The sequence below is a fragment of the Sphingomonas sp. NY01 genome (genome assembly GCF_038809135.1).
GTDB lineage: Bacteria > Pseudomonadota > Alphaproteobacteria > Sphingomonadales > Sphingomonadaceae > Sphingomonas > Sphingomonas carotinifaciens.
Genome location: NZ_CP101722.1, coordinates 2458969 through 2482278 on the forward strand (window position 1 = coordinate 2458969; position 23310 = coordinate 2482278).

A 23310-nucleotide genomic window follows, 5' to 3' on the forward strand; every position below is an offset into this window, starting at 1 on the left:
AGGAACATGGGCATGGACGAACGATGGGCGGTACATGCCTCGGGACTGGTGAAACGCTTCGGCGACCGCCGGGTGGTGGACGGCGTGGATATCGCGGTGCCGACCGGCGCGGTCTATGGCGTGCTGGGCCCCAATGGCGCGGGCAAGACGACGACGCTGCGCATGCTGCTCGGCATCATCGAGCCGGATGAAGGCCACCGCACCCTGCTGAACACCCGCCATCCGCGCGATGCCAGCGACGTGGTCGGCTATCTGCCCGAGGAACGCGGCCTCTACCCTGCGATGAAGGCGCGCGAGGCAATCGCCTTCATGGGGGCGCTGCGGGGCCTCGACTGGAAAACCGGCCGCGCCCGTGCCGTCGAGATGCTGGACGCCGCCGGTCTCGGCCACGCCGCCGATACCAAGATCCGCAAGCTTTCCAAGGGCATGGCGCAACTTGTCCAGTTGCTCGGCTCCGTCGTCCACCGCCCCTCGCTCCTGGTGCTGGACGAGCCCTTTTCCGGCCTCGATCCGGTCAATCAGGAAAAGCTGGAAGCGCTGATCCTGGCGGAGCGCGACCGCGGCGCCACCATCCTGTTCTCCACCCACGTCATGGCGCATGCCGAGCGGCTGTGCGACCGGCTGGCGATCATCGCGGGCGGCAAGCGCCGGTTCGAAGGCACCGTGGACGAGGCCCGCGCCACCCTCCCCTCACAGGTTCATTACCAGCCGCGCCGCCCCGATCCCGCCATCGCCGCGCTCCTGCCCGCCGATGCGCGGTCCGAAGGATCGGGCTGGCGCTTCCAGGTGCCCGATGGCGGGATCGAGCCACTGCTCGTCCGCTTGATCGAGGCCGGGCACGGCATTTCCGGCCTCTCGATCGAACGTCCCCGCCTGCACGACGCGTTCGTCCGCATCGTCGGCCGCGAAGCGCTGGAGAAGGCCGCATGAGCAACGCCCGCCGCCTGATCCGCCAGACGCTGACCATCGCACGCCGCGATTTCGTCGCCACCGTCTTCACCCCCATCTTCCTGCTGTTCCTGTTCGCGCCGCTCATCATGGGCTCGTTCGGGGCGATCGGGGGGGCGGGTGCCGCCGCGGTCGCCGACGGCGCATCGGACAAGACGCGCATCGTCGCCATCGTACCCGACCGGCTGGCCCGCCCGATCGCGGAGGTCGACACGCGGTTGCGCGGCGTGTTCCGCCAGGAAGAGGCGCCCCCTGCGCTGATGACGCTGACGCCGTCCGCCGACCCCGCGGCACAGGCGCGTGCCGCCTTCGAATCAAAGGCGTATGACGCCTCCGCCGTCCTCTATGGCCCGCTCGACCGGCCGACGATCCTGTATGGCCTGCGCGGCGCACGCACCGCCGATTATCTCACCCTGCTGGCGCAAGGCACGCTCGCCGCGGAGGCGCTGGACGGCGGCCTGCCCCGCGTGCAGGCGACAAAAACCTCCGTGACCCGCACCACCGGATCGCAAGGGGGGCAGAACCGCTCCGCCTTCCTGGCGGTGTTCGGCATCTTCTTTCTCACCCTGTTCCTTTCCGGCCAGGTCGTCGGCACCATGGCGGAGGAGCGCAGCAACAAGGTGATCGAGATCCTCGCCGCCGCCGTACCGCTGGAAAGCGTGTTCCTGGGCAAGCTGGTCGGCATGTTCGGCGTCGCGCTGCTGTTCGTCGGCTTCTGGGGCACCGTCGTGGGCCAGGCCTTGTCCTACCTGCCGCCCGCCGCCGCCGCCGCATTCGGCGACCTGTCCCCCGCGGTCGGCGCCCCCACCTTCGCGCTGCTCTTCGCCGCCTATTTCGCGATGGCCTATCTGCTGCTCGGCTCGGTGTTCCTCGGCGTCGGCGCACAGGCCTCGACCATGCGCGAGATCCAGATGCTGTCGCTGCCGATCACGGTGTTGCAGGTCGGCATGTTCGCGCTGTCCTCGGCCGCCGCGGGGCGTCCCGGCTCCTGGCTCGCGACGGTGGCGGAGGTGTTTCCGCTGTCCTCCCCCTTCGCCATGGCGGGGCATGCCGCCAACAGTCCGGACCTGTGGCCCCACGCACTGGCACTGGCGTGGCAGGCGCTGTGGGTCGCGATCTTCGTGACGCTGGGCGCGCGCTTCTTCCGTCGCGGGGTGCTGCAATCGGGCAGCGCGCGGCCCTTCTGGAAACGGGCCAGGGCTTAAAGGGCAACGGCCCTCCCCGCCTGTGCGGGAAGGGCCGAAAGCCTCAGAAGCGGATGCCGTAGCTCGCCACCACCTGGTGACGGTCGGTGTCCACGTCGAAGCGCGCGCTGGTCGCGCCGGTGGCATAGTCGATCTGGCCACGATTGTAGTTGGAGTAGCGATATTCCAGCTTGGCATAGGTGTTGCCGCTGATCGCGCGCTCGGCACCGGCACCCAGGCGCCAGCCGTCCAGCTTGAAGCCGGTGTCGGTCTGCGTGTTGGTGTTGCCCGCCAGCACGTTCAGCTTCAGGTTGGTATAGCCGCCCTTGACGTAGATCAGCGTCGCCGGATCGGCCATGATGCCCGCACGCGCACCGACATACAGGTCGCGGCCCGTCTTCACCCGGCCGAACCCGAACTGGTCGTCATAGGCGCGGCGATCGCTCTTGGCGGTCGAACCGGTAATCTCGCCCTCAACGCCGAGCAACGCCCCGCCGGCCGCGAAGTCGTAACCGATGCCACCGCCGTACAGCAGGCCATCGATATTCTGGTCGCTACCGTCATTGTCGTTGTCGACGCTGCTTCCGGCACCGACATGGTCCCAACCCAGCGTTCCTTCGACGCGCGGGCCGGTGAAGATCGGGTTCACGCCCGACTGCGCCAGTGCGGGGGTGGCGACCGCCGAACCGGCGACAAGCAAAGCAACAGCAATTTTACGCATGGGATACCCTCATTGACCGTTCCCCCGATAAGCTGGGGAGGACGCTTCAAATGGCGAAGGTCCGGCGTGGTTGCATGAACCTCAGCTAAACGAGGAAATCTGTTGCTGCGGCGCAACAGTCCGCTTGCGGCGTGGAGGGGGCGTGAACCACTCGGCCAGTGTCAACCCCGTCACGGCCATCGCATGCAGGACCACCTGCCCCGCCGCCCGCGCATCGCTCAGCGCATCATGGTGACGATGCTCCAGCCCCAGGTGGCGCGCCAGCGTGCCCAGCTTGTGGTTGGGCAGGTCCGGCCACGCCCGCCGCGCGACGCCCACGCTGTCCAGCCAGCGGGCCGCGATCGGCGGCAGCATGTGCAGCGTGCACGCCCGGCCCAGCGCCCCCTTGTCGAAACTGGAATGCGCCACCGTGATCCGGTTCCCCAGATGCGCCGCCACGATCTCATGCAGCATGGCAAAGGTCGGCTGGCCGGTCACATGATGCGCGGCGATGCCATGGATGCGCGTGTTGAACGGGCTGAAGTCATCCAGCGGATCGACCAGCGATTCATAGGCGAACGTCTCGACCCCGTCGCGATAGCCGACGATGCCGATCTGGCAGATGCTGCTGGTACGCTGACATGCGGTCTCGACGTCGATCACGACGAAGTCGGGTTCGGACATGACGCCTTATACGCCGCCACCAGCCGCCGCGCCAGTCCGGCGCAAAATGCCACCAACCCGGCTCACCCCCCACCCGTTCGTCTCGAGTAACCGTCGAGTAGCGGCGCAGCCGCGTACCGAGACGGTGTATCGAGAGACAGGTTGATCCCCGCGACCGTCTGCACCACCGCCCCCCCCGTTCGTGCTGAGCCCTTCGACTGGCTGGCAAGCCACCCGCTCAGGATAAACTTCAGCGCCGAGCGCTGAAGTCGAAGAACAAGCCCCTCCCCGTATCAGCCCACGTAACAAATGATCCCCGACAGCCTCGACAGCGACCGTTTCGATCCGCTAGGCGGTCACCTCAACCAGCAAGGATGGAAGATGGCGGACGCGCTACGGGTGGCATTGGCAGGTCTCGGCACGGTAGGGGGCGGTGTCATCCGCCTGCTGGACACCAATCGCGACCTGATTACCCGGCGCGCGGGTCGCCCGATCGAGGTCGTCGCGGTATCCGCCCGCGACCGGACCAAGGATCGCGGCGTCGATCTGTCGCGTTTCGACTGGGTCGACGATACCGCCGCACTCGCCACCCATGCTCAGGCCGATGTGGTGGTCGAACTGATCGGCGGATCGGACGGTCCGGCGCTGACGCTCGCCCGCAACACGCTTGCCGCCGGGCGCGGATTCGTCACCGCGAACAAGGCGATGCTCGCCCATCACGGGCTGGAACTGGCACAAAAGGCCGAAGGGGCCGGCGTCCCCCTCAAGTTCGAGGCGGCGGTGGCCGGCGGCATTCCGGTCATCAAGGGCCTGCGCGAAGGTGCGGCGGCCAACGTCATCGGCAACGTCTACGGCATCCTTAACGGCACCTGCAATTTCATCCTGTCCAAGATGGAGGCGGAGGGCCGCGACTTTGCCGAGGTGCTCGCCGAGGCACAGGCGCTGGGCTATGCGGAGGCGGATCCCAGCTTCGACATCGACGGCGTCGATGCCGCGCACAAGCTGTCGATCCTCGCCGCGATCGCCTTCGGCACGCAGCCGGCGTTTGACGATGTCGCGATCAGCGGCATCCGCCACGTCCTTGCCGCCGACATCGCGGAGGCCGCCGCCCTTGGCTACCGCGTCCGCCTCGTCGGCGTCGGCGAGGCGGGGCCCCATGGTCTGTTCCAGCGTGTCCATCCGCATCTCGTCCCCCTCGATCATCCGCTGGCGCACGTCACCGGTTCGACCAATGCGGTGGTGGCACAGGGCAATTTCGTCGGCCGCCTGCTCTTCCAGGGTGCCGGTGCCGGTGACGGACCCACCGCCAGCGCGGTGGTCGCCGACCTGATCGACATCGCCCGCGGCGAATTCGGCCCCGCCTTCGCGATGCCCGCGGCGTCGCTGGTGCAGGAAAAGCCCGCCGATGCCGGGGAGCGTCGTGGCCGCGCCTATCTGCGCTTTACCGTGGAGGACAAGGTCGGCGTGCTGGCCGAGATCGCCGCGGCGATGCGCGATGCCGGTGTCTCGATCGAAAGTCTGATCCAGCGCGGCGCGACCGCGGGCGGCGGCGTCCTCGTCGCGATCGTCACGCATGAGGGTCCCGAACGCGCCGTCGCGCAGGCGCTGGAACGCCTGCGCGGCAGCTCCAGCGTCATCGGCCAGCCGCTGCTGATGCACATCCTCGCCTGAGAACCGGCCTCCGTTAGGGGCGGCAAAGCCACCAACGGCCGTTCGGACGGAGCGAAGTCGAAGTCCATGCCCCGAGCCTTGCCTCACGGGCATGGCTCGGTCCGAACGGCCGCCTACCGCCTACCGCCCGCCGTCACGCCGAACGAGGGCCGCCACGCAACTCGCCCGGTCGATCGCGCTGCCATCGGGCTCGCGCGCATCCAGATAGGTGACGCGCGGCGGCTCCGATCCCTTGGGGTACAGATACGCATCCAGCACGCAGAACGTGCCCTGGAACTGAAGCTTGCGTGCATTGCCTTCGCGCACATCGGCATCGGGCTGGCCGAACAGCTTGACCAGTCCGGCCATGTCCTGTCCCACCACCCGCTCCAGCCCGACGCTGGTATAGGGCACCGTCACCGGCCCCACCGTTGGCGGCGCCACGGTCGCCGGGGTCGCGCACCCGGCCAGCATCGCGCCCAGCACTGCCGGCACCGTCCATGCCGGCCGCCCGTTCCTTATCGTCGTCATGTCCGGTTCCGGTGAAAGAGATGCGTCGCCATCGCCGCTCCGAGGACCGGCGCGAGGATTGCCAGCACCGGAACCACGAACAGCGCCGTACCCGCAAGCCCCAGCAGGAAACGCTCCGACCGGGTCGTCTTGCGCCAGGCACGCAACCCCGCATCGTCCAGATGGCGCACCGCCACCATGTCGCCCAGGTCGCGCCCGAACAGCCAGCCATTGACCAGGAAGAATACCGCCGCCGTCCCCACGCCCGTCGCCAGCAGGACCAGATAGACCGGCAGCGCGATCAGGTTGACCAAGATCACGCGGGCCCCCGACCGCAGGCCCATGGCGGCCCCCTTGGCGAACGACACCGGTCGGGCCGTCTTCAAGGCCGCCGGATAATGCCGCGCCTCCACCGCCTCCACCACCGTATCGGCGAACAGCCCCACGACCGCGATCGCCACCGCCCGGAACAGCAGCCACAGCGCCAGCCCGGTGACGACCACCGCCACCACCGCCGCCAGTCCGTCCGTCTCCCATGCGATCCAGTGGGCCAGCATCGCCTGCACCCCCCACCACACACCGACGCCCAACACCCCGAACAGTGCCAGCGTCAACGCCATCGACAGCGCCAGCACCCGCAGGATCGGCGGATCGCCCAACTGGGCCAGTGAGCGGAGGAAGGCGCGGAACACGGGGACGGGATGGCGGTCTCGGTGCCGCCCTGTCAACCGCCCCGCCGGATCGGTCGTTGCACGCATCGATGCGCCCCGGTACGGCAACGCCTTTCTGCCTGTTTCCCGGAGCCTGTTTGTGACTCAACCTTCCTACGACGTCGTCGCGATCGGCAACGCGCTGGTCGACATCCTTGCCAACACCGACGACGCCTTTCTCGCACAGGAAGGGATGACGAAGGGCGCGATGCAGCTCGTCTTCTCCACCGACGACGCCGATGCGCTGTACGGCAAGATGGGACCCGGCCGCGAGATCTCCGGCGGCTCGGCCGCCAACACCCTGGCCGGCATCGCGGCGCTGGGCGGAAAATGCGCCTTTATCGGGCAGGTTGCCGACGATCAGCTGGGCGAGGTCTTTGCCCACGACATACGCTCCGTCGGCGTCCGCTTCGACACCCCCGCACGCCCCGCCGGCCCCTCCACCGGCCGCTGCCTCATCCTCGTCACCCCCGACGGCCAGCGCACCATGAACACCTTCCTGGGCGCCTCCCACTACCTCCCTGCCGACGCCCTCGACCGCGCCCTCATCGCCGACGCCGCCTACCTCTACATCGAAGGCTATCTCTGGGACCCCGAAGAACCCCGCGCCGCGATGCGCGCCGCGATCCAGGTCGCGCGCGAAGCCGGTCGCAAGATCGCCTTTACCGCTTCGGCCGAGTTCGTGATCGAGCGTCACCGCGCCGATTTCCACAGCCTGTTCGACGGCGGGATGATCGACGTCCTGTTCGCAAACGAGGCGGAAATCATGGCGTTGAGCGAGACCGGGGATGTCGAGGCGGCGATCGCGGCGGTGGAGGACAAGGTGGAGACGGTGGTGGTTACCCTGGCGGAGCGGGGAGCGTGCGCGGTACGGGGCGGGGAACGGTACGCGGTACCGGCACAGCCGGTGGAGCAGGTGGTCGACACCACGGGTGCGGGCGACCTGTTCGCGGCGGGCTTCCTGCACGCACAGGCGCAAGGACGCGACCTGACCGCATCGCTGACGCTGGGCGCGGCCTGCGCGGCCGAGATCATCAGTCATTATGGCGCCCGCCCGCAGGTCGATCTGAAGGCGCTCGCCGCCACCCTGTGATGCGATATTGCGCGCAGGCTGGGGCGATCCCATCTTGCGCGCATGGCATTTGATCCCGACCGTCGCTCCATCCTGTCGCTGGGTGTCGCCAGCCTTGCGCTGTGGGGATGCGGTCGCGAGGCACGCGCGGCGGAACGCTTCCCGGTCATGCACAGCGACGCCGAATGGCGCCGCCTGCTGCCCGCCCCCGCCTATGACGTGCTGCGCCGGGAAGGCACGGAGCGCCCGTTCACCAGCCCGCTGAACGACGAACACCGGGCCGGCACCTTTGCCTGTCGCGGCTGCGCCCAGCCGCTGTTCGCATCGCGCACCAAGTTCGAGAGCGGCACCGGCTGGCCGAGCTTCTGGGCACCGATCAGCGGCGCGGTCGGCACCCACACCGACCGATCGATGATGATGGCCCGCACCGAGGTGCATTGCAGCCGCTGCGGCGGCCATCTCGGCCATGTCTTCGACGATGGTCCCAAGCCGACCGGCAAGCGATATTGCATGAACGGCGTGGCGATGACGTTCCGGCCCGCCTAGGCGCCCAGCCGCGTCTCCAGCGTCCACCAGCCGCGCGCCGTCGCGCCAATCGCCGCGTCATGGCACGCCGCGGCATCGTCGAACAACGCAAAGCAGGTCGCCCCCGACCCCGACATGCGCGACAGCAGCGTGGCCGGCGCACCGGCCAGCAGCGCCAGCACCGCGTCGATCGCCGGGGCAAGCGCACGAGCCGGCGCCTCCAGATCGTTGCGGCCCGCGACCGCCCGCGCCAGCAGATCGCCCTCGACGATCCCCCCCCGGTCCACGCCGTCCCAGCGCGCGAAGACCGCGGCGGTTGACACCGCGACGCCGGGGTTGACCAGCAGCAGCGGACGCCCCGGGATGCCGGCGATCACCTCCAGCGCATCCCCCTTGCCCAGCCCGAGCGTGGTACGGCCGAGCAGACATGCGGGCACATCCGCCCCCAACCCGGCCGCGATCCCGAACAGATCGGCATGATCCGGTCCGATGCCGTGAAGCCGCGCCAGCGCCCGCAGGGTCGCGGCGGCATCCGCCGATCCCCCGCCGATGCCGGACGCGATGGGCAGCACCTTGTGCAGCGTGATCGCGTGATGCGCCGCGATGGCGAAGTGCGCGCGAAAGGCGGCGGCGGCACGGGTGACGAGATTGTCCCCCCCAGCCTCCAGTTCCGCCGCGAACGGACCGGTGATCGTGAACGCCGACACCTCGGCAACCGCCACCTCGATCCGGTCGCCATCCTCGGCAAAGGCGAACAGCGTCTCCAGCTCGTGATAGCCGTCGGCCCGGCGGTGACGGACGTGCAGCGCCAGGTTGATCTTGGCGGGCGCGGTTTCGATGATCGGCGACATGACCGGCTGTGTGCGGGCAGGCGCCGTCGCTGGCAAGATACCGTCCGGCAAGTCGGAAACCCTATCGCCGGGCCGCCGCCGCCATTTCCCGATTGCGTCGGTCGGACGCCGCCAGCGTGTCGGTCATCAGGCGGACGAGCGCGTCGCCATCGTCCAGCACGTTGAGCCCCTGCCGCGTCGAGCCGCCGGGACTCGCCACCCGATCCGCCAGCGTCGCGGGCGATACGTCGGCGCCCGCCGCCATTGCGCTCGCGCCAGCCACGGTGGCGATCGCCAGCCTCCGCGCCTGATCGGCATCAAGACCGAGCGCGACACCCGCCTGCGCCATGGCGTCGATGTAGCGGAACACGAAACCCGGCCCACACCCGGCAAGGGCGGTGACCGAATCGAACCGGCCCTCGTCTTCGACCCACTCGACATGGCCAAGCGGGGTGGCGAACGCCTCCGCCGCGGCGCGCACATCGGCGTCGGCGGACGGCGTGTGGAGCGCCGTCACCCCCTGCCCGATCGCAACCGGCAGGTTCGGCATCATCCGGACGATGGCATCGGCGACGAAGCGATCGGCAAGCGCCGCCACCTCGACCCCGGCCAGGATCGACAGCAACAACCGCGGATGCAGCCCCGCCAGCGATGGCGCAACGTCGTCAAGCTGTTGCGGCTTGAACCCCAGCATCAGCGTGGCCGGCGTCTCGTCCACCGGCAGGGCGGTGAGGGAGCGGACACCCTCCGGCGCGCCGCGGCCGCTGCGGGTGATGACGGTGACGCTGGCCGGGTCCAGCCCGGCGGCAAGCCAGCCGCGCAGCATCGCGCCACCCATATTGCCGCAACCGATCAGCCAGAGCGGCCCTTCAGGAAACGTCACTCAGGCTTCGCCCTGCGTCTCGATCAGCGCGGCGGCCAGTGCCTCCTTGGCGCTCTTGCCGCCCCACAGCACGAACTGGAACACCGGATAGAAACGCTCGCACTCCTCGATCGCCGATTCGACCAGCAATTCGGCTGCGGCGAGCGAGATCGTGCCGTCGTCGCCACCATCGATCATCGCGGCATGGCGGTAGAGCAGGATGCCGCTGGACGACCAGAGTTCGAAATGGCCGACCCACAATTGCTCGTTGACGAGGGCCAGTGCCTCATACACGCCCGCGCGGCGGTCATCGGTCACCTTGATGTCGGGAAACGCCAGGAATTGCAGAACGCTGTCGTCCTCGCGCCACAGGGCACGAAGCTCATAGGTGGTCCAGCTACCCTTGACGGTAGCGATCACCTCGTCCTCATGGCGTTCATGGTCCCAGCCATGCGCGGCGTAATACGCCTCCAGCATGTCGATGGGGGCGGCATCTTCGGTATCGTGGTCGGCGTGTTCGAGCATGTAGGTCATCCTGCGAACGGATCGTGACGCGGGCAGCGTGCCCGCGTCGACGCCGTATCGCAAGCCCGGCATCGGCCTGTGAAGCCCACCCACCGGGAAAGCTGTGGATAGATCAGAGGATGATCTCCGGCGCGGCCGCCTCGGCCGTGGTTTCCGGCTTGCTCGCGACATCCTTTTGCGTGCCGGCGATCGTGTCCTGCCCGGCCTCCAGCGCATCGAGACGCGCGCGCAGCGCTTCCGCCTCGTCGCGGGCAGCCACCGCCATCGCCTTCACCGCCTCGAACTCCTCGCGCGAGACGAAATCCAGGCCGCCGATCCACTCGCGCGCCCGCGTGCGTGCGCTCGATTCGGCCTCGCGGCCCATACCGGCCACGGTGCCGGCAAAGCCATTCACGATCTTGGCGAAGTCGTCGAAAATCCGGTTGTCGGACTGCATTGCAAATTCCCCGCTAAATTTCACAGCATTTGGGAGGTGCGGGCGCCCGGCACAAGAGTGTCGGCACCGGGGTTCAGTCGCCCGATGCTCCAGGTCAGCACGCCGGCAAAGCTGATCCACACCAGATAGGGCAGCATCAGCCATGCCGCGACGCGGCGGATGCGCGCAAAGGCGAAGGTGGTGGCGATCGACGCCAGCAGCATCGCCACGATGATCGCAAAGGCCAGCGTGACCCGGTGCGCCCCGAAGAAGGTCGGCGTCCAGGCCAGGTTCAAGGCCAGTTGCACGGCGAACAGGCCGACCGCGACACCACGCCCCCGGGCGCCGCGCGCGTTCAGCACGACCGCCAGCGCCAGACCGAGCAGGATGTACAGCGTGGTCCAGGCCACCGGAAACACCCATCCGGGCGGGGTCAGTTCCGGCTTGGTCAGCGCGACATACCACCCGTTCTCGCTGCCCGACGGTACCGATCGCCCCGATGCGAAGCCCAGCAGCAACACGCCGGGTACGGTAACGATCGCCCAGCGCAGGAAGGACATCCGCAGCTGACCCTTGGAAGCAATTGCGCCCACTCGTGCCTCATTCGCTATGACCTGTGCCGGTGTGGCGGGTCACGCCATATCGGTAAAGTGCCAATGGCAAAGTTTCGTTGCAGTCGGCAGGCCCATCACCACGTAAGTGGTTCAATTCCGGGACGCAGCCACCAAAAATTCGATATTGCCCTCTGGCCCCGTGATCGGACTGGGCGTCACGCCGGCAACGCTCCACCCCGCGCCCCCCAGCCATTCGACCACCGCGTCACACACGCGCGCATGGACCGCTGGGTCGCGCACGACGCCGCCCTTGCCCACTTCCTGGCGCCCCGCCTCGAATTGCGGCTTGATCAGTGCCAGCAGGCGGGCACCGGGTGCGGCAAAGGTCATCGGCCGCTCCAACACCTTGGACAGGCCGATGAAACTGGCGTCGCAGACGATCAGGTCGACGGGCTCGGGGATATGCTGTTCGGTCAGGATGCGGGCGCTGGTCTGTTCGTGGACGATGACGCGCTCGTCCTGGCGCAGCTTCCAGGCGAGCTGGTTCGTGCCGCTGTCCACGGCATAGACGCGGGTCGCGCCACGGGTCAGCAGCACGTCGGTAAAGCCCCCGGTGGACGATCCTACATCGATCGCCACCGCGTTGGCGACATCCCAGCCGAAATGATCAAGGCCATGCGCCAGCTTGATCCCGCCGCGCGATACCCAGGGATGATCGCGGCCGCGCACGTCCAGCGTCACGTCCTCCGCCAGCGCCTGTCCGGGCTTGGCGATCTTCACCTCGCCGGCAAACACCAGCCCGGCCATGACCAGCGCCTGCGCACGCGCGCGCGACTCGGCCAGGCCGCGATCGACGAGCAACTGATCCACCCTCTTCTTCGCCATGGCGCGTCTGTCGCACCCCCGGCAATCCGTCGCAACCCGCCATCCACCGGTCGCAGCATCCATTGCCTAGTAGATCAGTAGGAATATGTTGGCGGCATCGACTTTCGGGGGCTTTCCCTCACGAAAGCGCAGGAGATGCACGATGGGTTCGTTCGCACCGTTCGACGCCGCGCAGCCGACCATCCTGACCGTGCCGGGCCTTGGCGGCTCGGGTCGCTCGCACTGGCAGAGTTTGTGGGAAGAGGCGCGGCCCGACACCGTTCGCGTCGAACTGGGCATGTGGAACACACCGCACCGCAATGCCTGGGTGACCAAGCTGGACGAAGCGATCCGGCGGGCGCAGGCCCCCGTCATCCTGGCCGCGCATTCGCTGGGATGCCTGGCGGTGGCGTGGTGGGCGGAATTGTCGCCGCAGCCCTATGGCTGGCCGGTGGCGGGCGCGCTGCTGGTGGCGCCGGCCGATGTCGATCGCTCGGATGCGCCCGACGCGTTGAAGGGGTTCGCACCCAGCCCGCTGACGCCCCTGCCCTTCCCCTCGATCCTGGTCGCCAGCCGCGACGATCCCTGGATCGGGATCGAGCGTGCGCACAGCCTTGCGGTGAACTGGGGCAGCCATTTCGTCGATGCCGGCGGACAGGGGCATATCAATGCGGCCAGCGGCCTTGGCTGGTGGACCGAGGGTCAGGCACTGCTCGACCGGGTGATCCAGGCGAGCAGCGACGGCCACGGCCATGCCCGCCACCCCAGCGACGCGCGGTCGATCCTGGCGGTCAACGCGACCGCCGCCGCGCAGAGCCATTATCTGGGCCGCTGAGGATCAGTCGCGGGGCGACTGGCTCTCCGCCTCGCGACCTTTGCGCACCGCGGCGTTCATCCGCCGCCACAACCGCACGTTCACGCCGATCAGCACGACCAGCATCAGCGCGGTCAGGATGATGACGGCGCGCCATCCGGTCATGCGCGCGCGCCCGCGGTCACCCCCGCGCTGTTGTGGCGCAGCGCGGTCAGCACGGTTTCCACGATGTGGTCCGCATCCAGCCCCGCCTCGGCATATTGCACCTGCGGCGAATCCTGATCCTGAAAGATGTCGGGCAGGCGCATCGTGCGGATCTTCAGGCCGGCATCGGTCAGCCCTTCGTCCGACGCCAGCGTCAGCACATGCGCACCCAGGCCGCCGATCGCGCCCTCCTCGATCGTCACCGCCACTTCATGCGTGGTCAGCAGACGGCGGATCAGCGCCTCGTCCAGCGGCTTGGCAAAACGCAGGTCGGCGACGGAGGTGGACAGGCCCTTGGCCTCCAGCTGGTCGGCCGCCTTCAGCGCCTCGCCCAAACGCGTCCCCAGCGACAGGATCGCGACCTTCTTGCCCTCACGCACCATGCGACCCTTGCCGATCTCCAGCAGTTCGGGCGTCTCGGGCAGTGCCACGCCGGTGCCGTTGCCGCGCGGATAGCGCACCGCGATCGGCCCTGCATCATGCTGCACGCAGGTGTGGACCATGTGGACCAGTTCGGCTTCGTCCGCCGCGGCCATCACCACCATGTTGGGCAGCGTCGCCAGATAGGTGACGTCGAACGAGCCGGCATGCGTCGCCCCGTCCGCCCCCACCAGTCCGGCGCGGTCGATCGCGAAGCGTACCGGCAGGTTCTGGATCGCAACGTCGTGGACGACCTGGTCATACGCCCGCTGCAGGAAGGTGGAGTAGATCGCGCAGAAGGGCCGCATCCCCTGTGCCGCCAGACCCGCGGCAAAGGTGACGGCGTGCTGCTCGGCGATGCCGACATCGAAGAAGCGGTCCGGATAATTGGTCGCGAACGCGTCCAGTCCGGTGCCCGACGGCATGGCGGCGGTGATCGCGCAGATCGTCGGATCGTGCGCGGCTTCACGGGCAAGCGCGGCCCCGAAGACGTTCTGATAGGCCGGCGGCCCCGGCGGCGCCTTGGCCTGCGCGCCGGTGATCACGTCGAACTTCTGCACGCCGTGATATTTGTCCGCCGCCGCCTCGGCCGGGGCATAGCCCTTGCCCTTCTTGGTCACGACATGGACCAGGATCGGCCCTTCCTCGGCATCGCGGACGTTTTCGAGGACGGGGATCAGGTGGTCGAGATTGTGGCCGTCGATCGGGCCGACATAATAAAAGCCCAGCTCCTCGAACAGCGTGCCGCCCATGGTCATGCCGCGCGCGAACTCGTCGGTCTTGCGCGCCGCATTCTGGAAGGGGCGCGGCAGCTTCTTGGCGAAGCGCTTGAGCGTTTCGCGCACCCCCAGAAACTCGCGGCTGGAGACGATGCGCGACAGATAGGCCGAAAGCCCGCCCACCGGCGGCGCGATCGACATGTCGTTGTCGTTCAGGATCACGACCAGCCGGTTGCCCGCCTGCTCGGCATTGTTCATCGCCTCATAGGCCATGCCCGCCGACATCGCGCCGTCGCCGATCACCGCGATGCCCTTGCCGGGCGTCCCCGCCAGCTTGTTGGCGACGGCGAAACCGAGCGCGGCCGAGATCGAGGTGGAGCTGTGCGCCGCCCCGAACGGGTCGTATTCGCTCTCCGACCGCTTGGTGAAGCCGGACAGGCCCCCGCCCTGGCGCAGCGTGCGGATGCGTTCGCGCCGCCCGGTCAGGATCTTGTGCGGATAGCATTGGTGCCCGACGTCCCAGACCAGCCGGTCGTGCGGCGTGTTGAACACGTAATGGATCGCAACGGTCAGCTCGACCACGCCCAGGCCGGAGCCGAGATGGCCGCCGGTCGTGCCCACCGCGGAGATCGTTTCGTCGCGCAACTCGTCCGCCAACTGGCGCAACTGTTCCGGCGCCAGCGTGCGCAGGTCGTCGGGGGTCTTCACCGTGTCGAGCAACGGGGTAGCGGGAAGGTCAGCCATCGGAGCGGCTTATCGCAGCAAAGCGGTGGTGTCGATTGCAACCGAACGTGCCGATCACCGACATGTCGGCAGCAATGCCCCGCACGGGGTCAGGCGCGCGCCTTGGTCCCGCATGCCGCGCACCGACCGCGCACCTCGATCACCGGCCGCTCGGCGGTGAACCCGGCGGCCGCGGCCGCACTGCGCACGCCGCGGGTGATATGGTCGTCGTCCAGATGGGTCGTCTGCCCGCACGAATCGCATACCAGGAAGATGCAGTCGTGCAGGCAGTCCGGATGCGCATTGGCGACATAGGCGTTCGCGCTTTCCACCCGGCGCGCCAGGTTGGACGCCACGAACAGGTCCAGGATGCGATAGACGCTGTTGGCCGCGACGCGGCGCCCCTCCGACTTGGACACCGATTCGGCGATGTCATACGCGCTTGCCGGTTTGGAAAAGCCCGCCAGCGCCGCGAACACGCTTGCGCGCATCGTCGTCCATTGCTCGCCGGCGCGCTCCAGCGTCGCCTGCGCGGCTCGCGACAGGTCTTCTCCAAGGGGTTCGTGATGATCATGCGCGTGCGCCATGGACCCTACCTAGGTGCGCCGCCCCCGACCGGCAAGCGTTCAGGCCTCGGCGCGGCGGTTCAGATCATGTCCGAAAGCGAGCAGGCCGACCCCGATGATCGTCCACATCGCCTCCCCGCCCGATCCGTCGTGCGGCAGGTTCATCGCCCCGGCCATGATGCCGAGACCAAAGGCCCCCATCGCAGCGGGCATCAGGTAACCGTGCGTCATCGCGCCCCGCCCCAGCGCCAGCGCGCCCAGGATGATCGCCAGTACCAGCCCGACCTCATGCACCGCCGGGTGGAGAAACATGCCCCCCGCCGCCGACATCAGCGCCAGCAGGACGGAGGTGGCAAGGCAATGGACGACGCACAGCCCCGACAGGCCGATCGCAATACGATCGAGCGAGGCGAACCAACGGGGGCGGGACTGCACCGTCATCATCTTGCAACGGCATCTAGGAGAGTAGAAACGAGGTTACAACATCACATCGCCGAAAAATCCGGCCAATGCGGCGGAAGTTCCGCGACCGTGCACCGCGGTGCCGACGGCGATGGCCCTTCCCCGCCGCCGCCCACACGCCTATGTTCGGACATCATGCTCCAGCCCAGTGCCGCCTTCATGTCGACCGCCCGTCCCCGTTCCATCGCCTATTGGCTGTTCGGCGTCGCCGCGCTGATCGTCGCGATGGTCGTCGTCGGCGGGATCACCCGCCTGACCAATAGCGGCCTGTCGATCACCGAATGGAAGCCGATCACCGGCATCGTGCCGCCGCTGAACGAGGCGCAGTGGCAGGCGGAGTTCGCCAATTACAAGCGCATCCCCGAATATACGACCTTCAACCAGCACATGACGCTGGCCGGGTTCAAGGCGATCTTCTTCTGGGAATATCTTCACCGGGTACTGGGCCGCGTGATCGGCATGGCCTTTGCCCTGCCGCTGCTCTGGTTCTGGGTGCGGGGGCGCATTCCCGCCGGCTACAAGCCGCGCCTTGTCGCGCTGCTCGCACTGGGCGGATTGCAGGGTGCGATCGGCTGGTGGATGGTCGCCTCCGGCCTGGTCGAGCGCACCGATGTCAGCCATATCCGGCTGACCGTCCATCTCGTCACCGCGCTCGTCATCCTTGCCGGGATCATATGGACCGCCATGGACCTCATGGCGCTGCGCCGCTCGCCGCTTGCCGCGCCCGCCCGCCTCACGCGCGGCTCCGGGATCGTGCTGGCGCTGCTCTTTGTCCAGATCGTCTACGGCGCGCTTACCGCCGGGCTCGACGCGGGCTATGCCTTTGCCAGTTGGCCGCTGATGGGGGACGCCTGGTTCCCGCAAGGCGTGCCGATGGCCTCCCCGGCACTCGCCAACGCCGTCGACAATCCCGTGGTCGTGCAGTTCATCCATCGCTGGTTCGCCTTTGTCGCGGCCGCCGGGCTCGCGTGGATCGCCGTACGCGCGGCGCGCGGCGGGGCGCTGCGCACCGGCGCGGTCGTGCTGGCGCTGGTCGGGGTGCAGATCGCCCTCGGCATCGCCACGCTGCTGAGCGGTGTGCAGATCGACGTGGCGGTCGCGCACCAGTTGAACGCGGCCCTGTTGCTGATCGCCACCGTGGCCGCCGCACACCGGCTGGGAACGCCCCCGGCGCCCCTCTCGGTATCCAGATACCCGTCAGGAAACCCGCGGAAAGCTTGACTTAAACCGCCTCTTCGATCATTGGACCTGCCGTTCGCGCCGCTTCCTGTCCGGGGGCGGCGTGCTGCATTTCAAACCGAAAGGTCCAACGCCCATGAAGGCGCTCATGAAGACCACCAAGTCGGCCAAGCCGCACGAGGTGGAGAAGAAGTGGCACATCGTCGACGCCACTGACCTGGTGGTCGGCCGCGCGGCCACGATCATCGCCAACGTCCTGCGCGGCAAGCACAAGACGTCGTTCACCCCGCACGTCGATTGCGGTGACAATGTCATCGTCATCAACGCCGACAAGATCCGCTTCACCGGCAACAAGGCCGCCAAGAAGATCTATTACAAGCACACCGGCTATGCCGGCGGCATCAAGGGCGTGACCGCTGCCAAGGTTCTGGAAGGCCGCTTCCCGGAGCGCGTTCTGGAAAAGGCCGTGGAGCGCATGATCCCGCGCGGCCCGCTGGGTCGCGAGCAGATGCGCAACCTGCGCATCTTCAAGGGCGCCGAGCATCCGCATGAGGCGCAGAACCCCGAGGTCCTCGACATCGCGGGCATGAACCGCAAGAACAAGGTGGGCGCATAATGTCCGATAACCGTCAGTCCCTCGCCGATCTCGGCGCTGCGCTGAACCAGCAGCGCGATGCGGCCGTCGATGCCGACACGGGCGCCGCCACCAGCGCCGACGCCTATCTCGCCGGCGAGACCAACGAGCCCGCCGTGCAGCGCGCCCCCCTGCGCGAGCAGGAGCTGGACAAGTTCGGCCGCGCCTATGCCACCGGCCGTCGTAAGGACGCCGTTGCACGCGTCTGGCTGAAGCCGGGTTCGGGCAAGATCACGATCAACGGTCGCGATCAGGAAGTCTATTTCGCGCGCCCGTCGCTGCGCCTCGTCATCAACCAGGTGTTCGGCGTCGCCGAGCGCGAGGGCCAGTATGACGTGATCTGCACCGTCAAGGGCGGTGGCCTTTCGGGCCAGGCCGGCGCGGTCAAGCATGGCATCAGCCAGGCGCTGACCAAGTACGAGCCGGTCCTGCGCGCCCCCGTCAAGGCCGCCGGCTTCCTGACCCGCGACAGCCGCGCCGTCGAGCGTAAGAAGTATGGCCGTGCCAAGGCACGTCGTAGCTTCCAGTTCTCGAAGCGCTAAGTCGCAGGTTCAGATCTGCGTTACGCGAAAGGGCGGTCCGGCAACGGGCCGCCCTTTTCCGTTGGGTCACCGCGTCAGAACAGCTTGCGCAGCGTCAGCTTCGCCACCCGGCCCAGCGGGTCCAGAAACGCCGGCTGAAACCGGTCCGGCGTGCGGCCCAGTCCGTCGCGCACGTCCAGGCGCTGGTTCAACAGATTGTCGATCTGCAATTCCAGTGTCGTGCGCCGGGCAAGCGGCGTCGATGTCAGCCACCGCTCCAGTTCGGCGGAAAGCGAGAAGCTGATGTTGGTCAGGCTGGAAAACCGCAGGTCGGACGCAGGCAAGTCGCTGCGCACCCGCGTTGCACCACGCCAGAACCCGGACAGCGACAGGTTCCAGCCCCCGCCATTCACCCCCATGAAGCCGAAAACCTCCATGCGTGGCTGCCCGCCGGTGCCGGAGATCGTGTCGCCCGCCAACAGGTCGATCGGCGGCGCCCCCTCTTGCAGCGTCAGGCGATCACGCAGCCGCAACGTCGGCATCAGCCCCATATAATAGAATTTCGGCTGCGGCGGCGGGCCGGGCGGTGGGCCCGCCGCCATGTCCGGCATCTGCGGTTCCGGCCCGATCGTACCGAACATGTTGAACCGCCCCATCACCGATTGCTGCCGCTGACGGAACAGGTTGACCGGGCGCATGTCCACTTCGATGAGCCGCGCATTGGCATCGCGTTGAAACAGCCGGGGAAAAGCGGCCAGTATCGCGGGTGTCGATGCACCCAGCATCATCAACTGGTTCGAGATCGCGGTATCGGTATAGCCGACGCCGACCGTCAATTTCCCGTCCCGGATGGGTTGAACGTCGACGTTGACGGTCAGTGTCCGGCGCTCTTCGGGCCGAAGCGCCGGGTTGCCGCCGTTGACGGTGGTGACCAGGATCGACTGCCCGGTGGCGAAGTCGAAAAAGGGGACATTGGGCACCAGCAGGACGGGGTCGGTCAGTTGCCGGACCGGCGGCGGCGTCCGCGTCTCTGCCCAGATCAGGCCGAGTCGCAAGGGGCGAACCGGCGTCCAGTTCATCCCGTAATTGGTGTTGAGCATGGTGCCCGCATTGGTCACCTGCGCCACGCGGATATCGGCATTGGCCGACAGTTCGCCGAGCGCGGACAGCACGCCTTCGCGCGCGGATGCGATCGGCACCACCACCCCGACCGATCCGTTGCGCGTCACCTGCGTCACGCGCGCGCGCGGCGCGCCTGCGAAACCCAGATCGGCATCGCTGGCGGTGCGCGCCTGATCCAGCGTCACCGTCATCAACACGGGTCCTGCGGGTAACCGCGCCGCCGGGCCGTTGACGAAGGCCTTGGCCTGTACCGCGTTGCTCAAACTGCGGGTCACCGTCGCGCTGCCGCTACGCCCGATCGCCGGGGGCAAGGGCTGAAACGGGTTGGCGCCGGAATCGACCGCCGCCTGCACGACGGCCGGATCGACGCCCAGATCGTTCCGGTTGACGCTGGTCGATCGGTCGTACGCTGCGGTGACGTTCCAGTTCCATTTGCCCAGCGCCCCGTTCAGCCCGCCGCCGGTGTGAACGGTGGTGCCGGTTCCCTGCTGGCGCAGCACCCCCGCTTCCTCGAAATAGCGGTACAGGTTGACCGTGGTGGCGAACGGATTGGCGGGGTGATCGCGGCCGATGGCCACCACCGCCGGCGCCAGACCGTTCAACGCCCGGGACCGGTTGGCGGCAAAGGACGCATCCAGCGTCAGCATGGCACGGCCGACCTGCTGGGTGACGAGGCCGCGGACCTGCACGGCGTCGGTGGCCGGGACCAGCGTGCGAAACGCGCCCAGATCGGTCGTGCGTGGCTGTCCCGCCCCGGCCAGATAGGCATCCAGTGCCGATCGCCGGCCGGGCTCCGCCGGCACCGCCGCGATGGCGACCGGGCGACCGGCCAGCGCATCCAGGCGAGGATCCAGAGTCGCCCCGCCGCTGGCGACGACATTGCCGATGCGATCGAACAGGATGTCGCTGTCCGGCACGATCCGACGCGCATCCTGCCGCAGCGCGTTTGTCCGATCATACCGCGCGCTGAGGGTAAAGCGTTGATCGCCACGCAACATCGTGGAGCCGATCTCTCCGCCACCCTGACCGGCACCGCCATCCGTGGACCCGCCGCCCACCAGCTCCATCGTGCGCGCGGTGAAATTGCGCTTGGTGATGAAGTTCACCACCCGCTTGGTGGGGGCATAGCCGAACTGCACCGCCACCGCTTCCGGCAGGATCTCCATCCGCTCGATCGCCTCCGGCGGCAAGCTGTGGATCTGATCGTCGCTCGCCACGCGGCGGCCGTTCAGCAGCAGGATCGGTTCCGTCTCGGGTCCGGATGCCGTCTGCGCCCTTACGGCGCGCAGCAGATCCCTGATCTTGGTGCCGCCCAGGCTGCGGATGGTGTTCTCATCCAGCACCGCGAGCGGCGCCACCTCGGTCACGACCGATCCTTTCAGCCGCTGTCCGGTGACGACGATATCCTCCGCCGGTCGGTCGTCCTTCGCCGGGGCACGTTGCGCCACCGACATAGCGGGCCAGGTCAGGCTGCCGACCAGCAGCCCCCATCGCAGCATGTCGGCCAGCGGCGTCTGCGCACGTCGTTTCGCTGTGTCCATGCCCCCCATCCCTGTGGCCGGGTATACGATTTTCCGGGTAAGATCGGCAATTGGATAAGACCTTGGTTGCATAGTGACTTGGGTCGAAGCCCCGCGATTTGCCCGCCGCGCCGACACCGGGTAATCGAGGCACGACCAGCAAGGTGCAGGAGCCGCCATGACCGCCACCCTCCCCCGTCGCCAGGTGCTGAAAGCCGGTGCGACCATCGCCGGCCTGTCGCTCGGCCGCATGGCCTGGGCACAAGGGTCCGACCGGATCGAGGCCCTGATCGCCCGCATGACCCCGGCGGAAAAGGCCGGGCAGCTTTCCTGCTTCTCCGACCAGATCCGCCCCATCGGCCTGCCCTTCAACCCCGGCCTTCCCGCCCGCAACGATGCCACGGCACAGCTTGCGCGGATCAGGACGGGGGCGATCGGCATGTTGTTCAACGGCGTGGGCTATGCCGGCGCCAAGGCGGCACAGGACGCCGCGATGCAGACCCGGCTGAAGATCCCGCTGATCTTCGCCGGCGACGTGATCCACGGCCTGCGCACCGCCTATCCGCTGCCCATCGCGGAGGCATGCGCCTTCGATCCCGATCTGGCGCAGCGCACCGCACGCGCCGCCGCGGTGGAGACGACCGCGCTCGGCATGCACTGGACTTTCGCGCCGATGGTCGATGTCGCGCGCGACCAGCGCTGGGGCCGCGTGGCGGAAGGATCGGGCGAGGACGTCTATCTCGGCACGCAACTGGCGGTGGCCCGCGTCCGCGGCTTCCAGGGCCGCTCGCTGCGCGCATCCGACAGCCTGGCGGCCTGCGCCAAGCATTTCGCCGCCTATGGTGCGGTGTCGGGCGGGATGGATTACAACTACACCGAAATCTCGCCGCAGACGCTGCGCGAGGTGCATCTCGCCCCCTTCAAGGCGTGCGTCGATGCCGGCGTCGCCACCATCATGTCGTCGTTCAACGACGTGAACGGCGTGCCAGCCTCGGGCAATCGCTGGCTGCTGACCGACCTGCTGCGCGGGGAATGGGGTTTTCGCGGCATGGTGGTGGGCGACTACACCGCCGACGAGGAACTGGTCGCGCACGGCTATGCCGCCGATGGCCGCGATGCCGCGAAAAAGGCGTTCCTGGCCGGCATGGACATGTCCATGGCCTCCGACCTGTTCAATCGCTGGCTTCCCGATCTGGTGGAGACGGGCGAGGTGCCGGTCGCCCGCCTGGACGAGGCGGTACGCCGCGTCCTTCAACTCAAGGACGCGATCGGCCTGCTCGACGATCCCTATCGCTCGATCAGTGCAAAGGCGGAGCGGACACAGGTCTCGACCCCTTCGATGCTGAAACTCTCGCGCGAGGCGGGCGCCCGTTCGATCGTGCTGCTCCGGAACGAGGGCGACCTGCTGCCGCTCAAGGCCGATCCGGGCCGCATCGCGCTGATCGGTCCGTTCGGCGAGGATCGCGACAACGTGGTGGGCACCTGGGCGTTCATGGCGGACGCGCGCCTCAACGTCTCGGTCGCGCAGGGCTTGCGCAACCGCAAGCTGGCGGTGGACGTGGTCAAGGGATCGGAGGTCGAGGCGCCGATCGCCGGCGGCATCGATGCCGCGGTCGCGGCCGCGCGGGGTGCCGATATCGTCCTGCTCGCGCTCGGCGAGACGCAACTCATGTCCGGCGAGGCGCAGTCGCGTACCGAGATCGTCATTCCCGAGGCGCAGATGGCGCTGGCCGAGGCCGTGGCCGCGACCGGCAAGCCGATCGTCGTCCTGCTCCGCCATGGCCGCGCCCTGGCGCTGCAGGGCGCGGTCAAGGATGCGCCTGCGATCCTCGCCACCTGGTTCCTTGGGTCCGAAAGCGGCAACGCCATCGCCGATGTCCTGTTCGGCAACGTGAACCCGTCCGCCAAGCTGTCCGCCAGCTTTCCGCGTGAAAGCGGACAACAGCCCTATTTCTACAACCACAAGAATACCGGCCGCCCCGCCCCCGATACCGGGTCGCAGGAATACAAGGCGCGCTACCGCGAAACGAAGAACGAGGCGCTGTATCCGTTCGGCCACGGCCTCAGCTACACCCGCTTCGCCCTGTCGAACATCGTCGTGCCGCCCCGGATGACCGACCGGATCGAGGTCGCCGCCACCGTCACCAACACCGGCACGCGCGCCGGTGCCGAGGTGGTGCAGCTCTACATCCACGACCGCGTCGCCAGCCGCACCCGTCCGGTGCGCGAGTTGAAGGGCTTCGCCCGCGTCGATCTGAAACCCGGCGAGAGCAAGCCGGTGCGCTTCACCCTCACCCGCGACGACCTGCGCTTCTGGGGAGAGGATGGCTGGGTGGTCGAACCCGGCGCCTTCGACCTGTGGGTCGCGACCGACGCCACGAGTGGTGAGCGGCACGGCTTCGAACTGGTATAGC

25 protein-coding genes are annotated in these 23310 nt (G+C 68.1%); 10 read left to right on the plus strand and 15 right to left on the minus strand.

What is annotated here, in order from left to right; translation table 11 throughout:
* Window positions 1–12 precede the first annotated feature (12 nt).
* Together NPJ82_RS11870 and NPJ82_RS11875 are read left to right on the plus strand one after the other, a co-directional pair.
* Window positions 13–930 carry an ATP-binding cassette domain-containing protein gene (locus tag NPJ82_RS11870; RefSeq protein ID WP_342657495.1) on the plus strand — a complete coding sequence of 306 codons (918 nt, stop codon included), beginning with the start codon at window positions 13–15 and terminating at the stop codon, window positions 928–930.
* Window positions 927–2153, plus strand: a complete 1227-nt coding sequence (locus NPJ82_RS11875) for an ABC transporter permease (RefSeq protein WP_342657496.1) — start codon at window positions 927–929, stop codon at window positions 2151–2153. Before NPJ82_RS11870 ends, NPJ82_RS11875 begins: the two co-directional genes overlap by 4 nt.
* A gap of 43 nt (window positions 2154–2196) precedes the next feature.
* On the opposite strand, the gene NPJ82_RS11880 is transcribed toward NPJ82_RS11875, so the two are convergent.
* Complete coding sequence (locus tag NPJ82_RS11880) at window positions 2197–2853, minus strand: outer membrane beta-barrel protein (RefSeq protein ID WP_112380978.1); 657 nt, start codon at window positions 2851–2853, stop codon at window positions 2197–2199.
* Between the two features lie 81 nt (window positions 2854–2934).
* Complete coding sequence (locus NPJ82_RS11885) at window positions 2935–3516, minus strand: 3'-5' exonuclease (RefSeq protein WP_342657497.1); 582 nt, start codon at window positions 3514–3516, stop codon at window positions 2935–2937.
* A 360-nt stretch (window positions 3517–3876) separates the two neighbouring features.
* On the opposite strand from NPJ82_RS11885, the gene NPJ82_RS11890 reads away from it, so the two are divergent.
* Window positions 3877–5166 carry a homoserine dehydrogenase gene (locus NPJ82_RS11890; protein WP_342659010.1) on the plus strand — a complete coding sequence of 430 codons (1290 nt, stop codon included), beginning with the start codon at window positions 3877–3879 and terminating at the stop codon, window positions 5164–5166.
* Window positions 5167–5286: 120 nt separating this feature from the next.
* Here NPJ82_RS11890 and NPJ82_RS11895 read toward each other — a convergent pair whose 3' ends face one another.
* Window positions 5287–5619 (minus strand): hypothetical protein, encoded by a 333-nt coding sequence (locus NPJ82_RS11895; protein WP_342659011.1) that lies wholly within the window; start codon window positions 5617–5619, stop codon window positions 5287–5289.
* A 53-nt stretch (window positions 5620–5672) separates the two neighbouring features.
* On the minus strand, window positions 5673–6413 hold the full coding sequence (locus NPJ82_RS11900) for an EI24 domain-containing protein (protein ID WP_342657498.1): 741 nt from the start codon (window positions 6411–6413) through the stop codon (window positions 5673–5675).
* Between the two features lie 52 nt (window positions 6414–6465).
* On the opposite strand from NPJ82_RS11900, the gene NPJ82_RS11905 reads away from it, so the two are divergent.
* Together NPJ82_RS11905 and msrB are read left to right on the plus strand one after the other, a co-directional pair.
* On the plus strand, window positions 6466–7458 hold the full coding sequence (locus NPJ82_RS11905; RefSeq protein ID WP_342657499.1) for an adenosine kinase: 993 nt from the start codon (window positions 6466–6468) through the stop codon (window positions 7456–7458).
* Window positions 7459–7500: 42 nt separating this feature from the next.
* Window positions 7501–7983 carry a peptide-methionine (R)-S-oxide reductase MsrB gene (msrB, locus tag NPJ82_RS11910; protein ID WP_342657500.1) on the plus strand — a complete coding sequence of 161 codons (483 nt, stop codon included), beginning with the start codon at window positions 7501–7503 and terminating at the stop codon, window positions 7981–7983.
* Here the strand turns inward: msrB and NPJ82_RS11915 are convergent.
* From NPJ82_RS11915 to NPJ82_RS11940, 6 genes are all read right to left on the minus strand, one after another.
* On the minus strand, window positions 7980–8813 hold the full coding sequence (locus NPJ82_RS11915) for a 4-(cytidine 5'-diphospho)-2-C-methyl-D-erythritol kinase (protein ID WP_342657501.1): 834 nt from the start codon (window positions 8811–8813) through the stop codon (window positions 7980–7982). The two genes, msrB and NPJ82_RS11915, sit on opposite strands and share 4 nt — an antisense overlap.
* Window positions 8814–8874: 61 nt before the next feature.
* Window positions 8875–9630, minus strand: coding sequence for a pyrroline-5-carboxylate reductase dimerization domain-containing protein (locus tag NPJ82_RS11920; RefSeq protein ID WP_342659012.1), 756 nt, complete (start codon window positions 9628–9630; stop codon window positions 8875–8877).
* A gap of 45 nt (window positions 9631–9675) precedes the next feature.
* A complete protein-coding gene (locus NPJ82_RS11925) occupies window positions 9676–10179 on the minus strand; it encodes a YbjN domain-containing protein (protein ID WP_112381712.1) in 504 nt (167 codons plus the stop codon).
* A 112-nt stretch (window positions 10180–10291) separates the two neighbouring features.
* A complete protein-coding gene (locus NPJ82_RS11930; protein ID WP_149680797.1) occupies window positions 10292–10615 on the minus strand; it encodes an accessory factor UbiK family protein in 324 nt (107 codons plus the stop codon).
* A 20-nt stretch (window positions 10616–10635) separates the two neighbouring features.
* Window positions 10636–11154 carry a TspO/MBR family protein gene (locus tag NPJ82_RS11935; protein WP_112380985.1) on the minus strand — a complete coding sequence of 173 codons (519 nt, stop codon included), beginning with the start codon at window positions 11152–11154 and terminating at the stop codon, window positions 10636–10638.
* 144 nt (window positions 11155–11298) lie between these two features.
* Complete coding sequence (locus NPJ82_RS11940; RefSeq protein WP_342657502.1) at window positions 11299–12033, minus strand: TlyA family RNA methyltransferase; 735 nt, start codon at window positions 12031–12033, stop codon at window positions 11299–11301.
* Window positions 12034–12175: 142 nt separating this feature from the next.
* On the opposite strand from NPJ82_RS11940, the gene NPJ82_RS11945 reads away from it, so the two are divergent.
* A complete protein-coding gene (locus NPJ82_RS11945) occupies window positions 12176–12847 on the plus strand; it encodes an alpha/beta hydrolase (protein WP_342657503.1) in 672 nt (223 codons plus the stop codon).
* A gap of 3 nt (window positions 12848–12850) precedes the next feature.
* Here NPJ82_RS11945 and NPJ82_RS11950 read toward each other — a convergent pair whose 3' ends face one another.
* The 4 genes from NPJ82_RS11950 to NPJ82_RS11965 form a co-directional block, all read right to left on the minus strand.
* Window positions 12851–12991: a hypothetical protein gene (locus NPJ82_RS11950; RefSeq protein ID WP_160146713.1), complete on the minus strand. Its 141-nt coding sequence runs from the start codon at window positions 12989–12991 to the stop codon at window positions 12851–12853.
* A complete protein-coding gene (dxs, locus tag NPJ82_RS11955) occupies window positions 12988–14913 on the minus strand; it encodes a 1-deoxy-D-xylulose-5-phosphate synthase (protein ID WP_112380988.1) in 1926 nt (641 codons plus the stop codon). The genes NPJ82_RS11950 and dxs overlap by 4 nt, the downstream gene beginning before the upstream one ends.
* An 89-nt stretch (window positions 14914–15002) precedes the next feature.
* On the minus strand, window positions 15003–15479 hold the full coding sequence (locus tag NPJ82_RS11960; protein WP_342657504.1) for a transcriptional repressor: 477 nt from the start codon (window positions 15477–15479) through the stop codon (window positions 15003–15005).
* A gap of 39 nt (window positions 15480–15518) precedes the next feature.
* Entirely contained in the window at window positions 15519–15902 is a 384-nt protein-coding gene (locus NPJ82_RS11965; RefSeq protein ID WP_112380990.1) for a MerC domain-containing protein, read from the minus strand.
* Window positions 15903–16055: 153 nt separating this feature from the next.
* Between NPJ82_RS11965 and NPJ82_RS11970 the strand changes: the two genes are divergently transcribed.
* From NPJ82_RS11970 to rpsI, 3 genes are all read left to right on the plus strand, one after another.
* On the plus strand, window positions 16056–17141 hold the full coding sequence (locus NPJ82_RS11970; RefSeq protein WP_342657505.1) for a COX15/CtaA family protein: 1086 nt from the start codon (window positions 16056–16058) through the stop codon (window positions 17139–17141).
* 94 nt (window positions 17142–17235) lie between these two features.
* A complete protein-coding gene (rplM, locus tag NPJ82_RS11975) occupies window positions 17236–17715 on the plus strand; it encodes a 50S ribosomal protein L13 (protein ID WP_112380991.1) in 480 nt (159 codons plus the stop codon).
* Complete coding sequence (gene rpsI, locus NPJ82_RS11980) at window positions 17715–18275, plus strand: 30S ribosomal protein S9 (RefSeq protein ID WP_149680800.1); 561 nt, start codon at window positions 17715–17717, stop codon at window positions 18273–18275. Before rplM ends, rpsI begins: the two co-directional genes overlap by 1 nt.
* Before the next feature lie 74 nt (window positions 18276–18349).
* Here rpsI and NPJ82_RS11985 read toward each other — a convergent pair whose 3' ends face one another.
* Window positions 18350–20917 carry a TonB-dependent receptor gene (locus tag NPJ82_RS11985; protein ID WP_342657506.1) on the minus strand — a complete coding sequence of 856 codons (2568 nt, stop codon included), beginning with the start codon at window positions 20915–20917 and terminating at the stop codon, window positions 18350–18352.
* 157 nt (window positions 20918–21074) lie between these two features.
* On the opposite strand from NPJ82_RS11985, the gene NPJ82_RS11990 reads away from it, so the two are divergent.
* Entirely contained in the window at window positions 21075–23309 is a 2235-nt protein-coding gene (locus NPJ82_RS11990; RefSeq protein WP_342657507.1) for a glycoside hydrolase family 3 N-terminal domain-containing protein, read from the plus strand.
* Window position 23310: the final 1 nt, after the last annotated feature.